Source organism: Pseudomonas silensiensis (assembly GCF_050434865.1).
GTDB classification, from domain to species: domain Bacteria; phylum Pseudomonadota; class Gammaproteobacteria; order Pseudomonadales; family Pseudomonadaceae; genus Aquipseudomonas; species Aquipseudomonas fluorescens_W.
Genome location: NZ_JBNDJH010000012.1, coordinates 71,768 through 90,515, shown reverse-complemented (window position 1 = coordinate 90,515; position 18,748 = coordinate 71,768). Strand labels below are relative to the sequence as shown.

The following is an 18,748-nucleotide window of genomic DNA, read 5'->3' as shown; positions in this document are numbered from 1 at the left end:
GATGCAAGATCAGTTGCAGTTAGAGTCAAATCCAATCTCTCGTCTATATTCGGACCAATCGATGTTATTTTCCTCACACCAACGGATTAAAAGGGACTCTTCGTCTACCAGCGTTTTCCAGGAGGCAGGTAGACCCAGATTCGGCATTGCTATAAGGTCATTAATATCGTGTACAGCAGCGGTCAGGCGTAGGCATGCCGCTGGTAATCCGACGGCGGCCAAAAAGAGCTGCGTCATTACTGGATCCATCGCTCGATTCGGAGCGCCGTGCGTGTGTGCAGGATAAAAGATTACTGGATACCCCTTGCCAAGCAGCACCAACGTCCTCGTTCGAGAGCCGGACGGCGTACTCACTGTAATCGTGTAACGCAAGCCAACTTCCGGGTCCAGATGCGAGAGAACGGTACTGCCGGGACCTGCTAGTGCGATCGCAGCATTGTTATCAACGGCTGCTTGGTCAAGTATTGAAACGACGTCAGCAAATTCTATGGCTTTGGAAGATGCGCTTGCGAGATAGAGTATCGGACTCGGACTTCGCATGATGAAGGCCTCTAAGGCGGAGTAGCCGAAAGAGGAAGTGCCTGTTGCACCGAACACCAGGAACGCCCCATCTTCCACCGCCGAAATCGGATCACTGCACATCAAGTCAGCGTCTGTATCGACCAACGCGTTGTCATGAATTGTGATGCTGGCATCGGCTCGCTGCAACGCCTGAGCCAAGGCACGGCCAACTCTGCCATAGCCAATGATCATAACCTTCCGGTGACGCAGGAATTGATGATCTCGACGCAATAACCAATGGCATTCATCTACGAGCGCTTGGGCAACATATCCAGCCTCGTGGGTAGTTTTTAACCGAGATCCTGAAATTGTTACCGCGGGCCGACGTAACGTCCTAGGTGTTTTGGGTGCTGCATCAGTTTCAAGGTATTCATAGTTCCACCTGCCTCTCGTCGTGTGCTCAACAGCACCCAGGCAGCTATTCATGTGGATCGTTAATTCGGGATTGTCATGTAGCGCGGGAAATGCGTATCCACCGTCCTCTACAATCATCCACTGCTGCCCATTGGCGGAGGCTGAATCAGCGATATGCACGATTGCTGCAGCGACTGTTTCGGCCATTACTGCACTGAAGAGACTTGGGTGTTGAGGAGCTGGTGCGTAGGTAGGTCCCAACGCGCTAAATGCTTGACTCAGGGCGTGATGGCTCCGGTCTTCAATTCCCCGATACGGCACAAGTACGTTGACCAGTTCAGCGCCAGCACCCCGTAGGGCTCGAGCTACCATGAGAGCATCGCTTATGGCGTGGTTAATATACAATATCTTGAGGCCGGTTAGTGCTCCATGATGTTCAGCGGCAGCGTGTGCCAGCAGCGGCATCGCCACAATGTCAGAGTCATCATTGCCGATTACCCAGTTGTCTTCATCTAATGCAAAATCCGAAACTTTCTTTTGTGGCTCAACTTTCATCGATTGGTTTCTCAGTAGTCAGCGAGTTCTCAAACGTAAAATTCGACACGAGAACATTCACTTCGGTGGGGGCACCCGCTGATTGGGTTCCATGAATTTGGTCGGGTAGCCCAAGTGCGCCTCACTCTCAGGCTCTTACGCAACCGGGAGTGAATCTCTCGATTCATTCGGCTGCTCCAAAATATAAAGACCAAACAAGAATTGGGCTATTAATCCTATGAGTTCGTGCGGCAGCAGTTCGGCATTTCCACGCGTCTTCTGTTTCGGTAGACGAGTGAGAAAATATTGCTCAGCAGTCTGAAAGATGATATCAGCAGTCGTAGGCTACCCGGGAGACTCTGACTGAGTTACATTTTCCAGCCCAGGAATAGCGTTCAGGATCAATCCCTTGCCATCATCAACAGTCACGCTGGCAAGATTCCAACCTCCCTGATTAGCTGACTTAAAGTTCAGCGTTAATAAAATCACACAATCATTGAGAGTCATGGCAGGAATTGCACAGACCAGTGCGTGATCATCCACCCGGGTTTTGTGTAGTTCGCCAGTGTATACCGCAGTAGTTATGTGATCGGCCATCGATTCATAAGCCTCCAGGCTTCGATGCAGCCATTGTAAAGACTGGACATTAACCCAGTGCTCAGGAAGAGGAGGAACATTGTCATGAGAAGGACGTGTTTTCATTTTTTCACCTTAGGTACATAGACTATGTGTGGTGTTCAATAGTATTAAGTTCCATCACTGACGCTTTTTTTTCTGGCGAACTCGAGGGTGCCATGGAGCCATATGCCGAAATTAGAGCAATCCAGCTGGCAATAGTGTTTTCAATTCAGCAAAACCGACCATTATGGCGTGTTCGATCTCTTGAGGTTTCAATGAGCATTGCTTCAATTCGTCAGGAATAAGCAATGCACCTGCCCTCCATGCACCTGCTTCAGCGGTAGGTGATATTTGCCGGAAATTTTTTGTACATTATGTCCTCCGCTTCAGCACCTCCACGATGGGCACCGTTCAATCTGCGGTAGGAAGACGCACAAATTAACGTAACTCTCAATCATTTGAGCGCTGCTACGAAAGACATCAGTAACTCCTTTAACTTTCGCCTGAATTTTTAAACAGCATATCGTTACAGTCGACCCGACAGGCGAACCCTATATTGCTTGTCAGTATGGTTGACTGATCGGCCGTCTGTGTAACCTCCGCGTTCCCTTGGCTGCGGTTAAACTCTATTTATGTGACGACATCTAGTGGGCGTTCATTTGGTTTTCTGTGGGAGGGTTCGCCCTTTGATATGCAATGCCATACACAATGCGTTCAATATCGGAGTGCAAGCCAATATTCTACGTAGCAGGTAGTAGTCAAACCCCGAAGCCGTAGCTTCATTGGCAACTAATACTGGTTGGCCGCGTTGGATTGCAGATCGAAGCGGATATATGCAGGTTCATTCGCAATTAATTCCGGTCGAAAAAAAACGCGCTGATTGCAGCCTGCGGCAGCAAATTGGCTCCAGGCCGGCTTGAAAGCGGTATTGTCCGAGCCAACTTGGCTGCCAATCTAGGACCTGCCGTTGGAACCTCCTGGGTCATCCTGACCACCTACTAGGATCTAGGTCGTCCATCCCGGACAACATCATTCCGATAGGTCCAGACAGCGATGAATCCCCCGCATCATGTCTCCCTCCCCAGGCACTACACCGCATCAATCAATGTATAACAATTTCAACTTTTTATGTAGGCAAGAAGGAGTGATATGTATAATCGTGTAGACCAATCAACCCATAAAATTCCAGGTGCATGGAATTTCGATGTCGAAGAAAATAAAAATATTCCGAGCAAAATAGAGGCATCCACCAATCCTCCCGCGATCAGTCGCATTACGCATGATCAAAGAAAAATAAATGCGGAAAGAAAAAATAAAGAAATTGTTATAAAGAGATCTTCTGAGGGCGATGAAGTAACTACATACGGGAAACTCCGCGACAATCGTAATTTTAGATGGATAGGTGAGCAGCAATGGGGGGCACCTATATTGCCGAAAGCATTCAATACCCGCTTAAAGCTATTCCGGCATACGCCGCAACCAATTGAATTTGAGCAGCTACAAGAAAACGAATCAGATATAAATCTTAAGGGGAGCTTAAGCAACTGTGAAATTAACCGGTTGGGCGAAATGCTTGAACTAAAAACGCTTGAACTGAGTAATGTAAATTTTATAGGAGGAATTGACACTAAAATACTGGCATCTTTGTGTAAGTTGCACTATCTAAATATAAATGGTAGTCGAAACCTAGAGCTTTCTGACAATATGGCAGGATTGGTTGATATGGTTGGGCTAAAGATTTTAGGGTTGAGGCGTGCAGAATTTATGAATCACAACAATGGCGCAGCTTATGCATCTCTTGCGCAAATGAAGAGCCTAAAGCACTTAAATATAGATAGAACTATCACTAGTGAAAAGGCTCCTGGAACGTCGGAAATCAAAATAAATAATGACGGTCGTGAGACTCGCCAAGTGAAGATACTTGCACCTTTTGTTGTAGAGTCGTTGTTGATGCTTATGAGTCATGGGAATTTAGAAACTTTAAGTGCGCGTTGGTGTTCAGCGCTAAATGATGATGACAAACATCGCCTGGAAGAAATGGCCTCCTACAAAAACTGTGAGATTTTCTTTCTTTAGATTGGTTGTAGGTGTTCGCCGCACTGGATAACTCAGCGCACCAATATTTGCCGTGGAATATCGATGTCGTAGCGACCGAGTACTTTTTCGAATTGATGCAGTGGCAGGCCATTGACGTATTTGGTCGACAGCAACATCGCCAAAACGCCGGTACTAGGCATGCGCGCGCCGGCTTGTCCGCCATGATCAGCACGGTTTCACGGCCACGGCAGGCATAGACCTTACGCACAAGTTTGATCACGTGGATTTGCATCGGCACGATCTCGAGCTGCTCGCTGATTTCCTCGCCAATACTATGTTTACGGCAACCGCAGGCACAGGTCCGCTAGTGATCGGGCAGTTCGTGAATGACTTCGATGCGCGGAAGATCGGCGGGCAGAGGCTGCGTTTGCCCCGTCGCTTGGTCGGAGCGACGGCCTCTTCTTTTACCGTTTCGTCGACAGACTCAGGCCCGTTTTCAGGTTCGTTGAACAAGGCCATTTGCGGGGTCGTGGGGGCGGCGGTTTGCTCTGACTTGCTCCCGAAAAGGTGCTGACTCAACAGCGCGTTTTCTTCTTCGAAATGAACGATCTTGTCCTTATCCGACTCGTGCTCACTCAGCATTTGCTCAAGCAGTTTAGGTGACCTTAAAATTGCGGTAGGCACATCAAGCACCAGGCCAACTGCCTCGATTGCAACTAAACACCGAGGCGAATGAGCAAAAAACAACTTGCGGCCAGCCACGGAGGCATTACAACGAGCCCAGCAGCAATTGCTTGCGAATCAAGGCGGAAGGCCTCTGGGGCCAGCCGAAAGCATGGTTCCAGGCCCGTAAGGAGGGGCGACATATCGCCGGACGAAAACCACCAAGACGTATTAGGTTTCCCAGCACCGCATGGTAATTCAAGAAGCCCTGACCACCCGAGTAAGCCATTGCGCTTGAGCCCGGATGGGCTTATGACGCCGGCGCTTCAGCTCAACAGGAACAGCCACCAGCGTCGCACGCATTTGCTTCTTGACCGTCAGTCGCAGTATTTGAAAGCCACCGCTTCTGTTGGTATATGAATGCAGGTCGCGACACTTAGCCTACGTTCACCGTGACGGCCACCATAGCCTCCCCGGCAGTCGGGATGCACGCCCGCTTCCGATCGAATATCAGCAGAACCGACGGGATGAACAGTAGATCGAACAGCACCGCGACCAGGATCGTCGCCGAGGCCATCATTCCCATCCACGAGTTTATCTCGAATCCCGAGAAAGCCAGGCAAGCAAAACCCGCCGACAGGGCAAGCGTCATGGCGATCATGCCGGGACCGACGATCTCGAACGCCCCGCGTACCGCCTGCTCCGCAGTAAAGCCGTCCTCCCGTCGCAGGCGAGAATAGGTGCTCAGCATGTGGATCGTATCATCGACGACAACGCCGAACGTCACCGATGCCACGGTCGCGACCGCCATGCCGACTTCACCGTTGATAAGCGCCCAGACACCCAAGGTCACGACCGAGGGCACGAAGTTGGCGATTGTGCCGATGATGCTCAAGGCGAGTGAGCGAAAGGCTATGAGGAAGATCACCCACACCACGAGCATGCCTGAAGCGACTCCCTTGAGCATTTCGGTGATGTTGCGATTGCCGATATGAGCGAATATCAACGAGGTGCCGGTGCCCTTGGCCGAAGCGGCAATCAGCGGCGTATTCTGTTGCGCCCACGCTTGTGCCCTTGTGTCCAGATCGGCCATCGCGCTCGTGGAAACGTCATTCAAGCTGACCGACAGGCGACTCATCTGCTTGTCGGCGGTGATCTGGTTCTTGAGGTCGGTGCCGAACGGCAGTGACATCTCGTAAAGGGCCAGATGTTGGGCCGTGACCTCACGGTCGCTGGCCAGCCGATATTGTTCTACCCCTCCACCGTTCATGGCGCGATTGAGGGTCTTCATCATGTCCGGCAGGCCGTGGACATGGGTAACCCCAGGTTGTAAGCGCAGCCAATTCGCGAATTGATTGACCTGATCGAGATAATTCGGGTTGGCGATTCCGTCCTGTTCGCCCGAATCGAGTGAATATTCGATGGTGTAGAAACCGCCGATACCTTGGTTGAGCCGATCGGTGGCCTGACGGAAGTCATAGCCCTGCCCGAAATAGCGGACGTAGCGATCATCGAGTTCATTGGTGAAAGCGAATGCAGACAGCACGGACGAGATCGCGAGAACTGCGGCGAGGACCTGCCGTGGTCTGCGCATGACCAGAGCCGCCACGCGACTGCTGAGATTTTCCGCGGGCAATGCACTTCGCGATGCCTTCCACGGCAGGATGCACAGCAAAGCCGGAAGGAACGTCACGGTCAGCAGCCAGGTCAGCACCGAACCCAAGGCTACGATAATCCCCAGATGCGCGAAGGGCGGCACCGGGCTGAACGCGAGCGAGAGGAAGCCGACCGATGTGGTGATGGTGGTCAATGTCACCGGCCACCAGCATTCGACCAGAACCTCGCGGATCGCCTCGCGGCGGCTTAGCCCGGCGGCCCGCAGCCGCATCATGCCTGAGATCAGATGGATACAATCGCAGCAGGCGATCGTCAGGATAATGTTGGGCGCAATGACGCTCGGAGACGATAGGGGTACGCCGAGCAGCGCCGTTGTCCCGAGCGCGCTGGTCGTTCCCAGGAGGATCACGCAGAGGGTTGCAAAGGCACCGCTGGCACTGCGCAAGACGAAGAGGAGGATGGCGAGCAGCACCACGAGCATCAGCGGCAGCAGCACAGAAGTGTCGAAAGTGCTGGCCTCGACGAAGGCATTGTCTAGCGCAACCGAGCCCGACAGGCCGACCTCGAGATCGGGATGCGCGACGCGCAGTTTTTCAACCAGTCGCTTGCTCGCAGCGATCGCTTGCGCCGTCTGGCTGGAGGCTGTGGCCGGATCGAAGCGAAAATTTACGGCGACGAGGCCAAGCCGCCCATCGGCTGAAAGCAGGCGGCCCATCAACAACGGTTCCTTCGCGGCTTCGGCCTTCAACGCCCGCGCATCGGCTTCGCTCAACGGGTCGCCGGAGCGGTGCAACTGGTCGATGTCGATATCATCGCCCACCGCGCGGGCGCGCTGGAAATTAGTGACCGAATCCACCCGCTTTACGTCGTCCATCGACCAGGCCGCGTCGGTCAGTTCGTTGATCGCGGCCAGCCGCTTGGTGGTGAACAGGTCGCCATCGCGTGCGTTCACGACGAACAGGATCGTGTCATCGCGGCCATAGGTCGCCTCGAACCTCTCCAGAGCGAGAAGTTCGGGATTGTCGTTTGCGAAGAAAATCCGATTGTCGCTGCGAAACGTCAGCGCGGACAGTCCCGCGGACAGGGCAGTTACCAACAGGAGCGAGACCAGCAGCACCATCCAGGGACGACGTGTGACCAGGCCCGCATATATCGCCAGCATGGTCCGCAGCCGGCCCACTATAGGGGCACCTGACGCTCCGTGTGCTGAGTTATGACTGCTCATCCTTTGGCTCCAAATCTGTTGTATGAGGGTGCGGTGTTAAAAAAATTGCGCAAGTTGAAGTTTTATCTGGGTATCCCGGCCCAAGCTCGACAGCGCGGGATCGCGGGCTTCATTGGCGGCCTTGAGCAGCGAAAAGGTGAAGACGGCATCCTGGAGAACACGGCGCGAGGCGCGCAGTTCGAGCAGGTCAGATCCCCACTCGAGGTCATGCGTGTTGCGCAGTTCGAGCAGCGTATCGTCCGTGTCGTTGAACGTGTAGCGCGCGCCGAGAAACACGTCGCGCTGAAATGGCGTGACCGCGGCATCGTCCGCGCGGGAGTCGGCATAGGCCTCGGCGTAGAGGGTAAAATCGCCCGGCCCGCTGGCGATTTTGCTAAAGCTCGTCTCGATTCCGACCCCGCCGCCCCAGGATGCGCCCTTGTTGGTGCGCTGGTGGATGACCTCGGTCTTAAACACGCTGTCGCCAAGGACAAGCTCCGCCTCGAGACTGGTCTGGCTGATCCGGTCGTAAGAAGCACGAAACCCTTCCAGTCCGGTCGGCCCGACCACCGCGGTGAGCACCGGCTCGCGCGCCGTTCCTAGGAACTGGGACACCGCCACATTGACGGGACCGACGGGCAGCTCGACGCGGATCGCACCCGTGGGGCTCCAGCGGCCGCCTTCGAAATGCTCGTCGACGACGGCCGCGGGCAGCACCTGGAACCGGTCCTCGCCCCGACCGAAACGCCGGCTGCGTGCAATGCCGGTCCCGAAGAAGGACACTGTCGCGTCCCCCAGCGGCAGCGTCATGAGAACGCCCGGTTGGCCCAGCTTCACCTTGCCCTGAAAGTCTTCGATCAGGTCGCTCTGGTTGATGATGTCGACCGGATTCCAGGCTTCCAGAACGCCCCATTTTTCGGTCAGGATGCCGGCCTTCACCTCGGCATTACCGAACGGAACGCGGACGAAGGCCTGGCGCACATCGCCCGACGCCTCCTTGGTGGCATCGGGCGCGATGCGGCCGAACAGCTCCATATCGAAACGCGCATTTCCCAAATCGGCCGAGGCATTGAGGGTGGCATAGGTCGAGACTTGGACGTGATCGCGGTTCTGATCCGGATAGAGCGGCGCATCGGGATAGATTTGCGTTTCCGCGCCCAGCGAACCCCGCACGGACTGGCCATGCGCCGGGGCGCACAGGACCAGACATGCAGCGAAGAAGGGCAGCGCAACCAGGGACGCGGAAGGCTTCAACGCGACCACGATGCCATCTGGCTGGCGGAAAGCTTGGACGCGTTCAACCCGGTCTTGAAGCGATAATCCTGCCACGTGATTTCGGAGACCGACTTGTCAAGCAGGTTCGTCATGACGATCCTGGAAGGGCGCCAATATTTGTTCTGGAACTGGGTGTATCCCTGAAAGTCCAGACGCTTGAGCTCACGCCCGCTCTTGTCGAAATAGACGATACGCACCGGCTGCCAAAAGCGGGGATCGATGGTCTCGACCAGCTTTGAATAACCCGAATATTCGTATTTCGGCAGATTGGCGATGGTGTGACAGGTAGTCTGCGGTTCGCCGCAAGGTTCGTCCTTGATGAACTCATAGTCGTAGTTGGACAATTCCCACGTCGCGATGTCCTCGTAAGAAAACTCCGATCCGGCGAACGACCCGGTCTTGTCGCGCGCGGCAAGTCGCTTAACCCGCTTGACGGCTGGCAGATAGACCCACTGATCGTCAGGCGCGCCGGAGTTGGTGAAGGTTAGCGAAACAAATCCCGCCAAGTCTCTCGGTTGCGAGAAGACGACGAGGCGCTTGTCGCCGGCGTCCCGAACTTCGAGTGTGTTCATCTCAAAGTCGCGCTTCGCCTGGGCGCCGTCGGGACGGTGGACCGTCATCTTGCCATCCACCACATAATCAGCGAAGCCGGCATCGTTCTGGTCGACCGTCGTTGCGATCTCCCGGCCTCGCCGGACATTCTCCGATGGGGCATTGTCCTGAGCCAACACTGTGTTCGGCAAAGTGGCAAGCATGCCGGTGAACCCCAGGATCGCTGTGTTACGCAGATGCTTCTTCATATGACTGAATCCTTTGATAATAAGATCAGGCGCCGTGAACGTGCGCGGCCATCAGGCTGATGGCGTTGCGGATCATTCCCTCGTCGTGTTCGGCACTGATGAAGCAGCGCAGCCGCGCCGCGTTTCGCGGTACGACTGGGTGCATGACGGCATGCGCGATCACCCCGTTGTCGAGTAAGTGCGACATCAGGCTCAGCGCCTGATCGTCGTCGACCATCAGTGGAACGATGGGCACGCCCGCTAGCGATGTCCGGCAATCAAGCCCCGCATCCTCGGAGATCGACTTAAACATCCGGGAATTGCGCTGCAGTCGCTCAACGCGCTCGGGCTCGGCGCGAATCAGCCGCAAGGCGGCGAGTGCTGCAGCGGTGTTGGCGGGGCTGATGCCCGTGCTATAGAGCAGCAGCCCGGGGCAGAAATGCTTCAGAAGTTCGATCAAGTCCTTGCGCCCGGCAAGAAACCCGCCGCAGCTGCCGAAGCTTTTCGACAGGGTTCCGACCATCAAATCAATATCCGTCGTCGCCAGGCCGAAATGCTCGCACACACCTCGGCCGGTCTGGCCGACCGTGCCGCATGAATGCGCCTCGTCGACCATCAGCCATGCCCCGAATTGCCGCTTGAGCTCAATCACTCGCGGAAGGTCCACGAGGTCCCCGTCCATGCTGTAGGCGCCCTCCACCAACAGGATGGCGCGGCGATACTGCCCGCGATGCTGTTGCAGCAACGTCTCGAGCGCATCCATGTCGTTGTGTGGGAAAGCGATGCGCCGTGCACCCGACATGACCGCGCCCATCACGCCACTGTTGTGCATGTAGGCGTCGTGGAAGATCACGTCGCGCTGATCGAGCAGATAGCCAACCGCAGAGACATTGGCGCTGTACCCGCCAACCCCGACCACGACCGCCTCAAAGCCAGTGAAATCAGCTAGCTCGTCTTCGAGCTGCGCGTGCAGCTCGATCTCGCCACCCACCATGCGCGCTGCGCCCGCATGGCAGCCATAGCGTTCAACCGCCTCATGCACCGCCTGCTTCACACGCGGATCGTGCGAGAGGCCGAGATAGTTGTAGTTCGAAAAGGTGACGTAATCTCGCCCATCGATCCGCATCCCGCTGCCGACCTCGCCACTGCGCGCCAGGAAGTACGGGTTCCGCAGCGTGCTGCCCGATGTATAGAGGCCGCGTAGCTGCTCGATCAGTGCATGCTCGGGATAGTCGCTGATTTTCGGCGGTTCGGGGGAGTGCGCGGCCTCCGTTGTCGCTGGCTCAGCTCCGATCCCGCTTCGAACCCGATTCACGATGGCGTCAAGTGCTGTTCTGGATGTTGCTGTCATGTCTGCGACCCCATTTTTCAAAGCTATTCGGCCGCGAGCTCGAGGCCCGCTACGCCGCCGTGGATTTGCAGCAGGGCCTTGTCGGCCAGGTAGGAGATGGTCGTTGATCCCAGCAGTTCGACGACTGAGTAGTTGACGCCTAATGTGTTATCGAGCTGGATCCGGATTTCGGTCGTCATCAGCGAATCCACGCCGAACGAGTCGAAGGTCATTTCCGGCTTCAAGCGATCCGCACGGGTTTTCAGACCCGATGCGACTACTTCGGCGATCAGGCTGCAGAGAATTTCGTGCGCGGCCGCGTCCTCGACGCCGGCGAGCGCGGTGTGCAGTTGCTGGACGAGCGATGCATCGCCGGTCAGGGTCGCGCGGCTTTCCTCCACCAGCGCGATGAACGCGGGCGAGGCACCGCCGACGTCTTCATAGGTCGCCCATTTCTCCCAGGCGATCTTCTCGGCGACCGCCACCTGCGTCGTGCGCCGCGCCAGCGCACGGCCCAGCCCGCGCAGTGCCACGTCGACATCGAGCGGAGCCAGGCCGATCTGGGTGAGGTGCTGACCAATCCGGTCATCGGACGCCAGCATCCCGGTGCCGGCAATCGCGCCGAAATTAACGCTTAGCGCCGGCATCCCTAGCGACTGTCGAAGGTGCGCCAAGCCATCGAGGAAGCCGTTTGCGGCGCAGTAGTTCGCTTGCCGGCTGTTGCCGACGAGGTTGGCGATCGACGAGAACAGCACGAATTGCTGCAGCTCGATCCCCAGCGCCGAAGTCGCCTGGTGCAGGTTCCAGGCGCCGTTCGCCTTGGGGCGCATGACCTGTGCAATCTGCGCAGGCGTCAGCTCGCGAACCAGCTGGTCGTCGATGACACCGGCCGCATGGTAGATGCCGAGCAGCGGCGCATTTGGCTGATGCAGGTCGTGCAGCAGCGCCATCATGGTGTCGGCGTCGGCGACATCGATTGCATAGGCCTCGGCGCGAGCGCCCAGTTCGCGCACTCGGTCCAGAAGTTCGGGTGCACCCGATGTTTCGAGGCCCCGCCGACCGATCAGTACGATCCGCCCGGCACCATTACCCGCCAGCCAGAGGGCGACCGCGCGGCCGAGGCCGCTGAAACCGCCGGTGACCAGATAGGTTCCCTCATGATCCATCGCCGGCATGTCCGCCGCCTCGACCGCGATCGAGCGATCGTCCTCGCGCAGATCAAGCTCGACCCAGTCAGGGCCGATCGCCGCGAGCGTCTCCGGATCCAGCAACTCGGAGCAACCAATACGCGCCGCCGTCGGATAATCCGGTGCTGTGCCATTAAGCACGCTGGCGAGTTCCACGCGATAGGCCAAATCTTTCACAAGCGAGGGCAGGTCATCGTGCAGCCGCACCAGCCGGCCGCAATGTCCCGGCACCGCGAAGGGCGAAGGGTTCTTGGCAAGATCAACCAGTCGGCCGCCGGGAGCGAGCGCGGAGAAGCCAAACAGGCGGCTCCAATCAGCCATCGGCCCGGCGATAAGATCGAAGCATCCTTTGTCGCCTGCGTCTCCCCAGTCGGAAAGGTCGGCCGCCACGCGCACCACCAACACTCCTCTGGAGGCGAGCTGCGAGCTGAGCGCGTCGCCGACGATCCCGTCGACGATCAGTGCGCGCCCGGCGGACAAGTCGGCAAGGTTTGCCAACAGTGCTGCGCGGGCCACGATGGGCGCCAGCGACGATGTTGATGCGCGATTGCCAACCGCTTCCAGCACCGCTTCCGCCTCCCTGACGATCAGCCTGCTGACGAGCCGATGCGGGACGATGCCAGCCACGCGGTCACCCATGGCAAACCGCGTCGTGGCGGTTCCGGCGCGGGTAACCACGCCAATCATCCCGACCGGATCCAGATCTGCGCCGAGCTGGAGACCGAAACGCTCTACCCGCACTTCATAGCCATCGTCGGGCAATGTTGGCTGGCGCAGGAGCGAGGCGCTGTAAGCCGGGCCAAGGCGGGTCAGTTCGACAGCTACGTCGTCGGACGGTCTGATCTGCGCAGTTTCGGGCGCCTGAAGGATTGCGCTTGCAACCAACTGGGCCGCGTAGCACGTGCCGTGGCGCAAGGCGATCTCGTCGATGTGTTGTTTGGCAAGCAATTGCGCAAAGACGGTCTCGGCACGTTCCAGCGCCGTGCGGTCGTCAATATCAATCGTCGCCGCGTCAAGCAAAGCGAGCTCATTGCGTATAACCCTGACGAAGCCGGCCACTGCGGTGTGGGCGGGCACGACCCGGTCGCCGTCGGTTACCAGATGCGCGTTGCGCGTCACGATTCGCAGCGGCAACGGCCGATCCTGTGTTGCCATCGCCTGTATCGCGAGCAACATCTCGCCGAGCAGATGCGCGCCGGTGACGTCCTCGTCGGATCCGAGTCCTGTCGGAGCGAAGCCCGCAACGCGCTTTGCCTGGTCAAGCGCAGGCGAATCGGGTACTTCGGTCCAGGTGCATCGGTCATAAGCCACGGCGTGTTGCAGGGCGCACTGCTCGATCGCGTCGGCCAGTACGTCGCCCGGTTGAGCCACGATGAGGAGCCGATCACCGATCGCGACGGCTGACGCTTCTTCCGCCTGCGGAACCCAGACACGCTGGTAATCGCCGGCAGGGAAGTGGTCCACCTTGCCGCGGCCGAGCAGCGATCGACAGATCAGCCCCTTCAGCCGGGCGATTGGATGCCCATCGCGATCGGTCAGCTCGAAGTCGCAGACGATCTGCGAAACACTGCGCGAAATGATGACGGTTTTGCAGCGAATGCTTTCCGGCATCGGCGCATAGACTTCGAGCGACGCAAGCGACACGGGCAGATACGCACCCTCGCTCGCATCGATCAGGGCCAGCGCGGTCTGGAAACAACCGTCGAGCAGTGCCGGATGCAGGACATAGGCATCCACGGCTTCGCCGGCGACCTGCGGCCGCGTCAGCTCTGCCTCGGCGAGGCCGCGGTCCAGATCGCGGCGCAACGCGGTGATCGGCTGGAAGGCGGGGCCATATTGCAGTGCCAGTGCGTACAGATCGGCATAGAGTTTGGCTGGGGCGACCTCTTCCATCGCGCTGGTATCCGCCAAAGTCGGAGCATGAGAGGACGAAGGGTGCGCGCCGGCCGGATGGATAGATGCTGAGGCATGTAGCACCGGCTCCGCGGCCGAACCCTCGTCGCGCGAGTAGAGTTCGGCGCGGTGCCCGGTCGGATCGAACCGCACGTCGAGACGCAGCGACCGCTCATGATCGAGAACGAGCGCGCGTTCGATATGGATGTCACGCAGGCTCAATCCGGGGGCGTCGGGCCAGCGGCTCCGGGCCTCTTCGCACATCGCTTCGAGATAGCCGGCGGCCGGCATGATCGGAGCGCCGTCGACCACATGATCGAACAGATAGTTGAGGCGGCGAAGATTGAGATCGGCTCCACCATATTTTGCGATCAGCGGGGCGGATTGCCCCTCGAGGCGATCGCGAGCCTGGTTCACTGCCTCGCGCCACAGTGGGAGCCGTTGCCAGGGATAGGATGGTAGCGTGCATTGCAGCCCGGTCGCCGTCCGGGATGCCCAGTTGATCTGTCCGCCGCTGACATAGATTTCGCCGACCGATCGTCGCAAGGCTGGCGTTTCGGGCTTGTTCATCACCAGCGTTGAGGCTATGCGCGTTTCGACATTGCGATCAGCACAGATCTCCTCGATCGAGCGCCGCAGCACCGGATGCGGGCCGACTTCGACAAACAATCGGTACCCGTCGTCAAGCATCGCGCCGATCGCGTTGGCGAAGTAGACTGGTTGACGGACATTGTCGCACCAATATTCGGCGTCATAGCGCCGTGCGTTGGTCCCATCCTCGATAGCAGCCCCGGTGACGGTAGAATAAAGCGGGATACCGGGGAGCACCGGCTTCAGGCCTGCCAACTTCTCGCGAAGCTCGGGCTTCAGCGCCTCCATGAGAGGGCTGTGATAGGGCACCTCGACGTCGAGCACGCGGGCAAACACCATGCGCGATTCAGCTTCTGCCCGGATGGCTTCGAGCGCGGCCCGATCGCCAGCCACGGTCACGCTGCGGGGAGAATTGACCGCGGCCAGCGACACCAGATCGCCATGCGGGCGGATCACTTCGGCGGCATCTTCGACCGAAAGGCCCAGCGCGAGCATGCCGCCGCTTCCGGCGGTCTTGCCCTGGATGCGGCTGCGCTCCCGGCTGACAAGCAACGCATCCTCCAGTGAAAGCATGCCGGAGGCCCAGGCCGAAGCGACCTCGCCTACCGAATGGCCGACCACGGCGTCCGCCGAAATCCCCTCGGCCCTCAGCGCGATCGTGAGGCCGATCTGGATCATCAGGTTCGCGGGCTGCGCAAATTCGGTGCGCTTGATCCGCGAATCGGGTTCGTCGCGCGTCATCTCCGCCAAAATTGAAAAACCCGCGATGCGCGTGAACAGCGCGTCGGTTTCTTCCAAGGTGTCGCGGAATACGCGGTTTTCGCGCAGGAGTTCGCGCCCCATGCCCCACCATTGTGGCCCCATGCCGGTGTAGACGAACGCGATCCGCGAATCGCCATTATACGGCCGACTACCCTCGATCCCCGCAAAGGTCTCGGCGTCGGCGGACATGCCACGCAGCGCGGCCGCAAGTTCCTGCCGACTATCACCCCACACGGCGAGGCGGTGCGTGAGATGCGTCCGGCGCGCGCCCGCCGTGAACAGGATATCCTCGAGTGCCGCGCCATCACTCGTCTCGAGCAGGTCGGCGAACTGTTCGGCGCGCGCGCGCAGGGCCTTTGGGTCACGCGCCGACAATGGGAGAAGGAGCATTGATGCGTCCGACGGCTCGACCGTGAAACGAGCGGGCTCGACATCCGGCAAACTCAGGATGACGTGCGCATTGGTGCCGCCATAGCCGAAGGAATTGATCGCAACTTTGCGTGGCGTCTCGCCCCGGTTCAGAATCAAAGGCTCGCGCGGCAGGAATACTTCGGTCGGGATGCTCGGGTTGATCTCCTCGAGCCCGGCGACGGGGGGCACCTGATTGTGCCGCAGCATCATCGTCGACTTGATGATGCTTGCGATCCCGGCCGCGGCTTCGAGATGGCCGATATTGGCCTTGACCGATCCGACGACGCACTGGCCGCCCTGGCCGTAGACATCGGCAATCGCGCGGGTCTCGAGCGGATCACCCACCGGCGTACCGGTGCCGTGCGCCTCGATATAATCGATCTCCGCAGCTGCCCAGCCGCTTTCGGCGAGCACGCGGAACATCAGCGCACGCTGCGCCTCGGGATTGGGCACGGTGATGCCGCTGGTGCGGCCGTCCTGATTGACGCCGGCGCCATCGACAACAGCAAGGATCTGATCGCCATCGCGCAGCGCCGCCTCATATGCCTTCAGCACGACGACACCGCCGCCTTCGCCGCGGCCATAGCCGTCGGCACGCGCATCGAAGCTCTTGGACCGGCCATCCTTGGCCAGGAAGCGGCCCTTCGACATCGCCACCATATATTCGGGTCGGAGAATAAAGTTGGCGCCGCCGACCAGCGCGACGTCGCACTGTGCCGTCAAGATCGCGGTCACGCCCTGTGCGAAGGCGACCAGCGAGGATGAGCAGGCCGTATCAATCGACAGGCTAGGCCCGTAAAAATCGAACGCGTAGGAGATGCGGTTCGACAGCATCGTCAGCGTCGCGCCGGCCGCGCTGTGCGTTCCGATCGCCTCGCGGGCACCCGCACCCAGCTGGTTCAGAAGATGGTCGACCGTGAATCCGCCGACGAAGACGCCGGTCGAGGAACCTGCCAGGGCTTCGATATCCAGCCCAGCATTGTCCAGAGCCTCCCACGCCAGCTCGAGAAGCAGGCGCTGCTGCGGATCGATAAACTCCACTTCGCGCGGGGAGAGGCCGAAGAAATCGGCATCGAAGGACTTATAGTCATAGCCTTCGAGAAAATGGCCCTGATTGACATAGGTCTTACCGGCAACATCGCGCTCATTGAAGAATTTGTCGCTCGACCAACGATCTTCGGGAACCTGGCCGACGCAGGTGACGCCTTTCAGCAAATTGTCGAAAAACGCTTCCGGTGAATCAGAGCCGCCGGGGAAGCGACATGACGCACCAATGATCGCCACTTTTGCATCGCGAAGACCTATGGGTCCATCGAATGTGTTCATAATTGTCTCCAGAAATGCAATAGTGCTGCGCATAAGGCCATCTATTCTCTAGAAGTCTCATAAATTGTATTAATTACAAATCATATAAGCGGTATAAGTGCGGCCGTCGCAATTATCATAATATCTATTATGCATGATGTTGGTTGCTTACTATGTATCACCGCGCCGCTCAACGAGTACTCGTAGCTTAATAGGCAGATACGCAGTATGATTTCAGCGGGTAGAACAGCCGTCTACCGGCTTAAAAAGTTGTTTCTTCATCGCTGAGATAATCGACGGCCACACCAGCGCATCTACATCAATAGGGAATATGGATAAGGTCTCCGGAGCCATCCACTGCAACGGTCGGCGGGCCTGCGCATCGTCAAAGATAAAGCTGCTTGCCATAGCAAATCCGTATGCGCCGACAATAAGCTTATTAAGCTGTGCCTGCTTATCGGTAAGATTAGATAACACCTCGCTATACTCATTTTGACTAGAATAGTAGATTATATCTCCAGCCATCTCAGCCACCTCGCCAAGCGTAGGGGTATTGCGTGTAGCAGAAGAACAATGGATAACCTGGAATGTAGTATTCGATGGGTCAACGGCATTCGCCAACAACATGTTAACGCAAATATCAACAGGGATCATATCATTGACTGCCGCCTTCATCGATGCAGGGAAATACCTAGCACCTCCCAGCGCAATCGCTCTCACAAACGCTGGCAAGGAAATAGAGAAGTCGCAGTAACCTCTATTGGGATACGCCCACGCACCTGTTACAGATGTGATGCGTGCGACCATTACAAGCAAATTAGGATAGCGGTGGTGCAACAAGCGCTCCATTAGGTTTTTAGAGTAGGAATAGGCATTAGGCCACTCATTGATTCTTGCATTACTACCTGTTTCTACCATCTCGCTAAGTTCGGATTCTGCTGTGAAATCCTGATAAATTCGTTCTTGGAAGTTTTCAGGTGTCGAGCGATTACACAGCGCCCAATAGCTTGATGTTACCAGGTATAAAGTTAGTTTTTTACAAGTTGCTGCCAGGTCTGCCCCATGTAGCGCGGAGAAGGTATTAGCGTGAACCTGATCCTGTATAGTTGTGTCCCAGCGGGTATAGGCAGCCAGATGAAAAATAATTTCCACGTTCTCCCTGATTTCCCACAGCCAGCCATCAGAAATCCCCCAGTCCTCCAGCGTGACGTCCCCCTTTATCCAAACAACTCGTTCGTCGTGAGCATAGGCCAGGGAAGGGGTTGTTGAATGGTAAAGGCAGTAGATTCGTCCAATACCTTTAAGCTTCTCGCTCATGGTTTTGAGCAGTACCGAACCGATAAAGCCGGTAGTGCCTGTAATGAAAACCGCCTTACCCTCATAAGCTTTATCCATTGGTGTTCTCCTCGTACGATCTTAATTGGATCGTTTCCTGAACTTTTCGTCATTCGGGCTATGCAGGGCCTTTTTCCTATTGCAGTAGTCTGTCGATGCGTCTATTGCCAGCGTCCAATTCATCGACAGTGAGTGAGTGGTGTGTCAGACCGTTCAGTTCCATGATAAATACGTGACGACGCCAACGATCAGATACGCCTCAGTACAGCCCCAATGACCCAAGGGGCCGTCT

At 57.4% G+C, this 18,748-nt stretch carries 9 protein-coding genes and 1 pseudogene; 1 reads left to right on the top strand and 9 read right to left on the bottom strand.

Annotated elements, in window-relative coordinates:
• Positions 1 to 9: 9 nt before the first annotated feature.
• Together QF010_RS18280 and QF010_RS18275 are read right to left on the bottom strand one after the other, a co-directional pair.
• Positions 10 to 1,470 (bottom strand): NAD(P)-dependent oxidoreductase, encoded by a 1,461-nt coding sequence (locus QF010_RS18280; RefSeq protein ID WP_033060897.1) that lies wholly within the window; start codon positions 1,468 to 1,470, stop codon positions 10 to 12.
• Positions 1,471 to 1,794: 324 nt separating this feature from the next.
• Entirely contained in the window at positions 1,795 to 2,151 is a 357-nt protein-coding gene (locus tag QF010_RS18275) for a hypothetical protein (RefSeq protein WP_050482866.1), read from the bottom strand.
• A gap of 1,065 nt (positions 2,152 to 3,216) precedes the next feature.
• Here QF010_RS18275 and QF010_RS18270 point away from each other — a divergent pair.
• Positions 3,217 to 4,143: a hypothetical protein gene (locus QF010_RS18270; RefSeq protein ID WP_033060895.1), complete on the top strand. Its 927-nt coding sequence runs from the start codon at positions 3,217 to 3,219 to the stop codon at positions 4,141 to 4,143.
• Positions 4,144 to 4,178: 35 nt separating this feature from the next.
• On the opposite strand, the pseudogene QF010_RS18265 reads toward QF010_RS18270, so the two are convergent.
• From QF010_RS18265 to QF010_RS18235, 7 genes and pseudogenes are all read right to left on the bottom strand, one after another.
• Positions 4,179 to 4,746: pseudogene (locus QF010_RS18265) on the bottom strand (transposase); the annotation flags it as partial.
• 457 nt (positions 4,747 to 5,203) lie between these two features.
• Positions 5,204 to 7,546, bottom strand: coding sequence for an efflux RND transporter permease subunit (locus QF010_RS18260; protein ID WP_197281777.1), 2,343 nt, complete (start codon positions 7,544 to 7,546; stop codon positions 5,204 to 5,206).
• Positions 7,547 to 7,645: 99 nt separating this feature from the next.
• Complete coding sequence (locus tag QF010_RS18255) at positions 7,646 to 8,851, bottom strand: hypothetical protein (protein ID WP_033060893.1); 1,206 nt, start codon at positions 8,849 to 8,851, stop codon at positions 7,646 to 7,648.
• Positions 8,839 to 9,663 (bottom strand): outer membrane lipoprotein-sorting protein, encoded by an 825-nt coding sequence (locus QF010_RS18250; protein ID WP_050482865.1) that lies wholly within the window; start codon positions 9,661 to 9,663, stop codon positions 8,839 to 8,841. Before QF010_RS18250 ends, QF010_RS18255 begins: the two co-directional genes overlap by 13 nt.
• A gap of 25 nt (positions 9,664 to 9,688) precedes the next feature.
• Positions 9,689 to 10,993: an aminotransferase class I/II-fold pyridoxal phosphate-dependent enzyme gene (locus tag QF010_RS18245; RefSeq protein ID WP_033060891.1), complete on the bottom strand. Its 1,305-nt coding sequence runs from the start codon at positions 10,991 to 10,993 to the stop codon at positions 9,689 to 9,691.
• Between the two features lie 23 nt (positions 10,994 to 11,016).
• On the bottom strand, positions 11,017 to 17,142 hold the full coding sequence (locus QF010_RS18240) for a type I polyketide synthase (RefSeq protein WP_033060889.1): 6,126 nt from the start codon (positions 17,140 to 17,142) through the stop codon (positions 11,017 to 11,019).
• 213 nt (positions 17,143 to 17,355) lie between these two features.
• A complete protein-coding gene (locus QF010_RS18235) occupies positions 17,356 to 18,516 on the bottom strand; it encodes an SDR family oxidoreductase (RefSeq protein WP_033060887.1) in 1,161 nt (386 codons plus the stop codon).
• Positions 18,517 to 18,748 lie beyond the last annotated feature (232 nt).

What these genes read in the sequence shown, in the direction of transcription:
- QF010_RS18270 (WP_033060895.1), top strand. Translation starts at nt 3,217, where the DNA reads ATGTATAATCGTGTAGACCAATCAACCCATAAAATTCCAGGTGCATGG.
- QF010_RS18260 (WP_197281777.1), bottom strand. Translation starts at nt 7,546, where the DNA reads ATGCTGGCGATATATGCGGGCCTGGTCACACGTCGTCCCTGGATGGTG.
- QF010_RS18245 (WP_033060891.1), bottom strand. Translation starts at nt 10,993, where the DNA reads ATGACAGCAACATCCAGAACAGCACTTGACGCCATCGTGAATCGGGTT.
- QF010_RS18250 (WP_050482865.1), bottom strand. Translation starts at nt 9,663, where the DNA reads ATGAAGAAGCATCTGCGTAACACAGCGATCCTGGGGTTCACCGGCATG.
- QF010_RS18280 (WP_033060897.1), bottom strand. Translation starts at nt 1,470, where the DNA reads ATGAAAGTTGAGCCACAAAAGAAAGTTTCGGATTTTGCATTAGATGAA.
- QF010_RS18275 (WP_050482866.1), bottom strand. Translation starts at nt 2,151, where the DNA reads ATGAAAACACGTCCTTCTCATGACAATGTTCCTCCTCTTCCTGAGCAC.
- QF010_RS18240 (WP_033060889.1), bottom strand. Translation starts at nt 17,142, where the DNA reads ATGAACACATTCGATGGACCCATAGGTCTTCGCGATGCAAAAGTGGCG.
- QF010_RS18235 (WP_033060887.1), bottom strand. Translation starts at nt 18,516, where the DNA reads ATGGATAAAGCTTATGAGGGTAAGGCGGTTTTCATTACAGGCACTACC.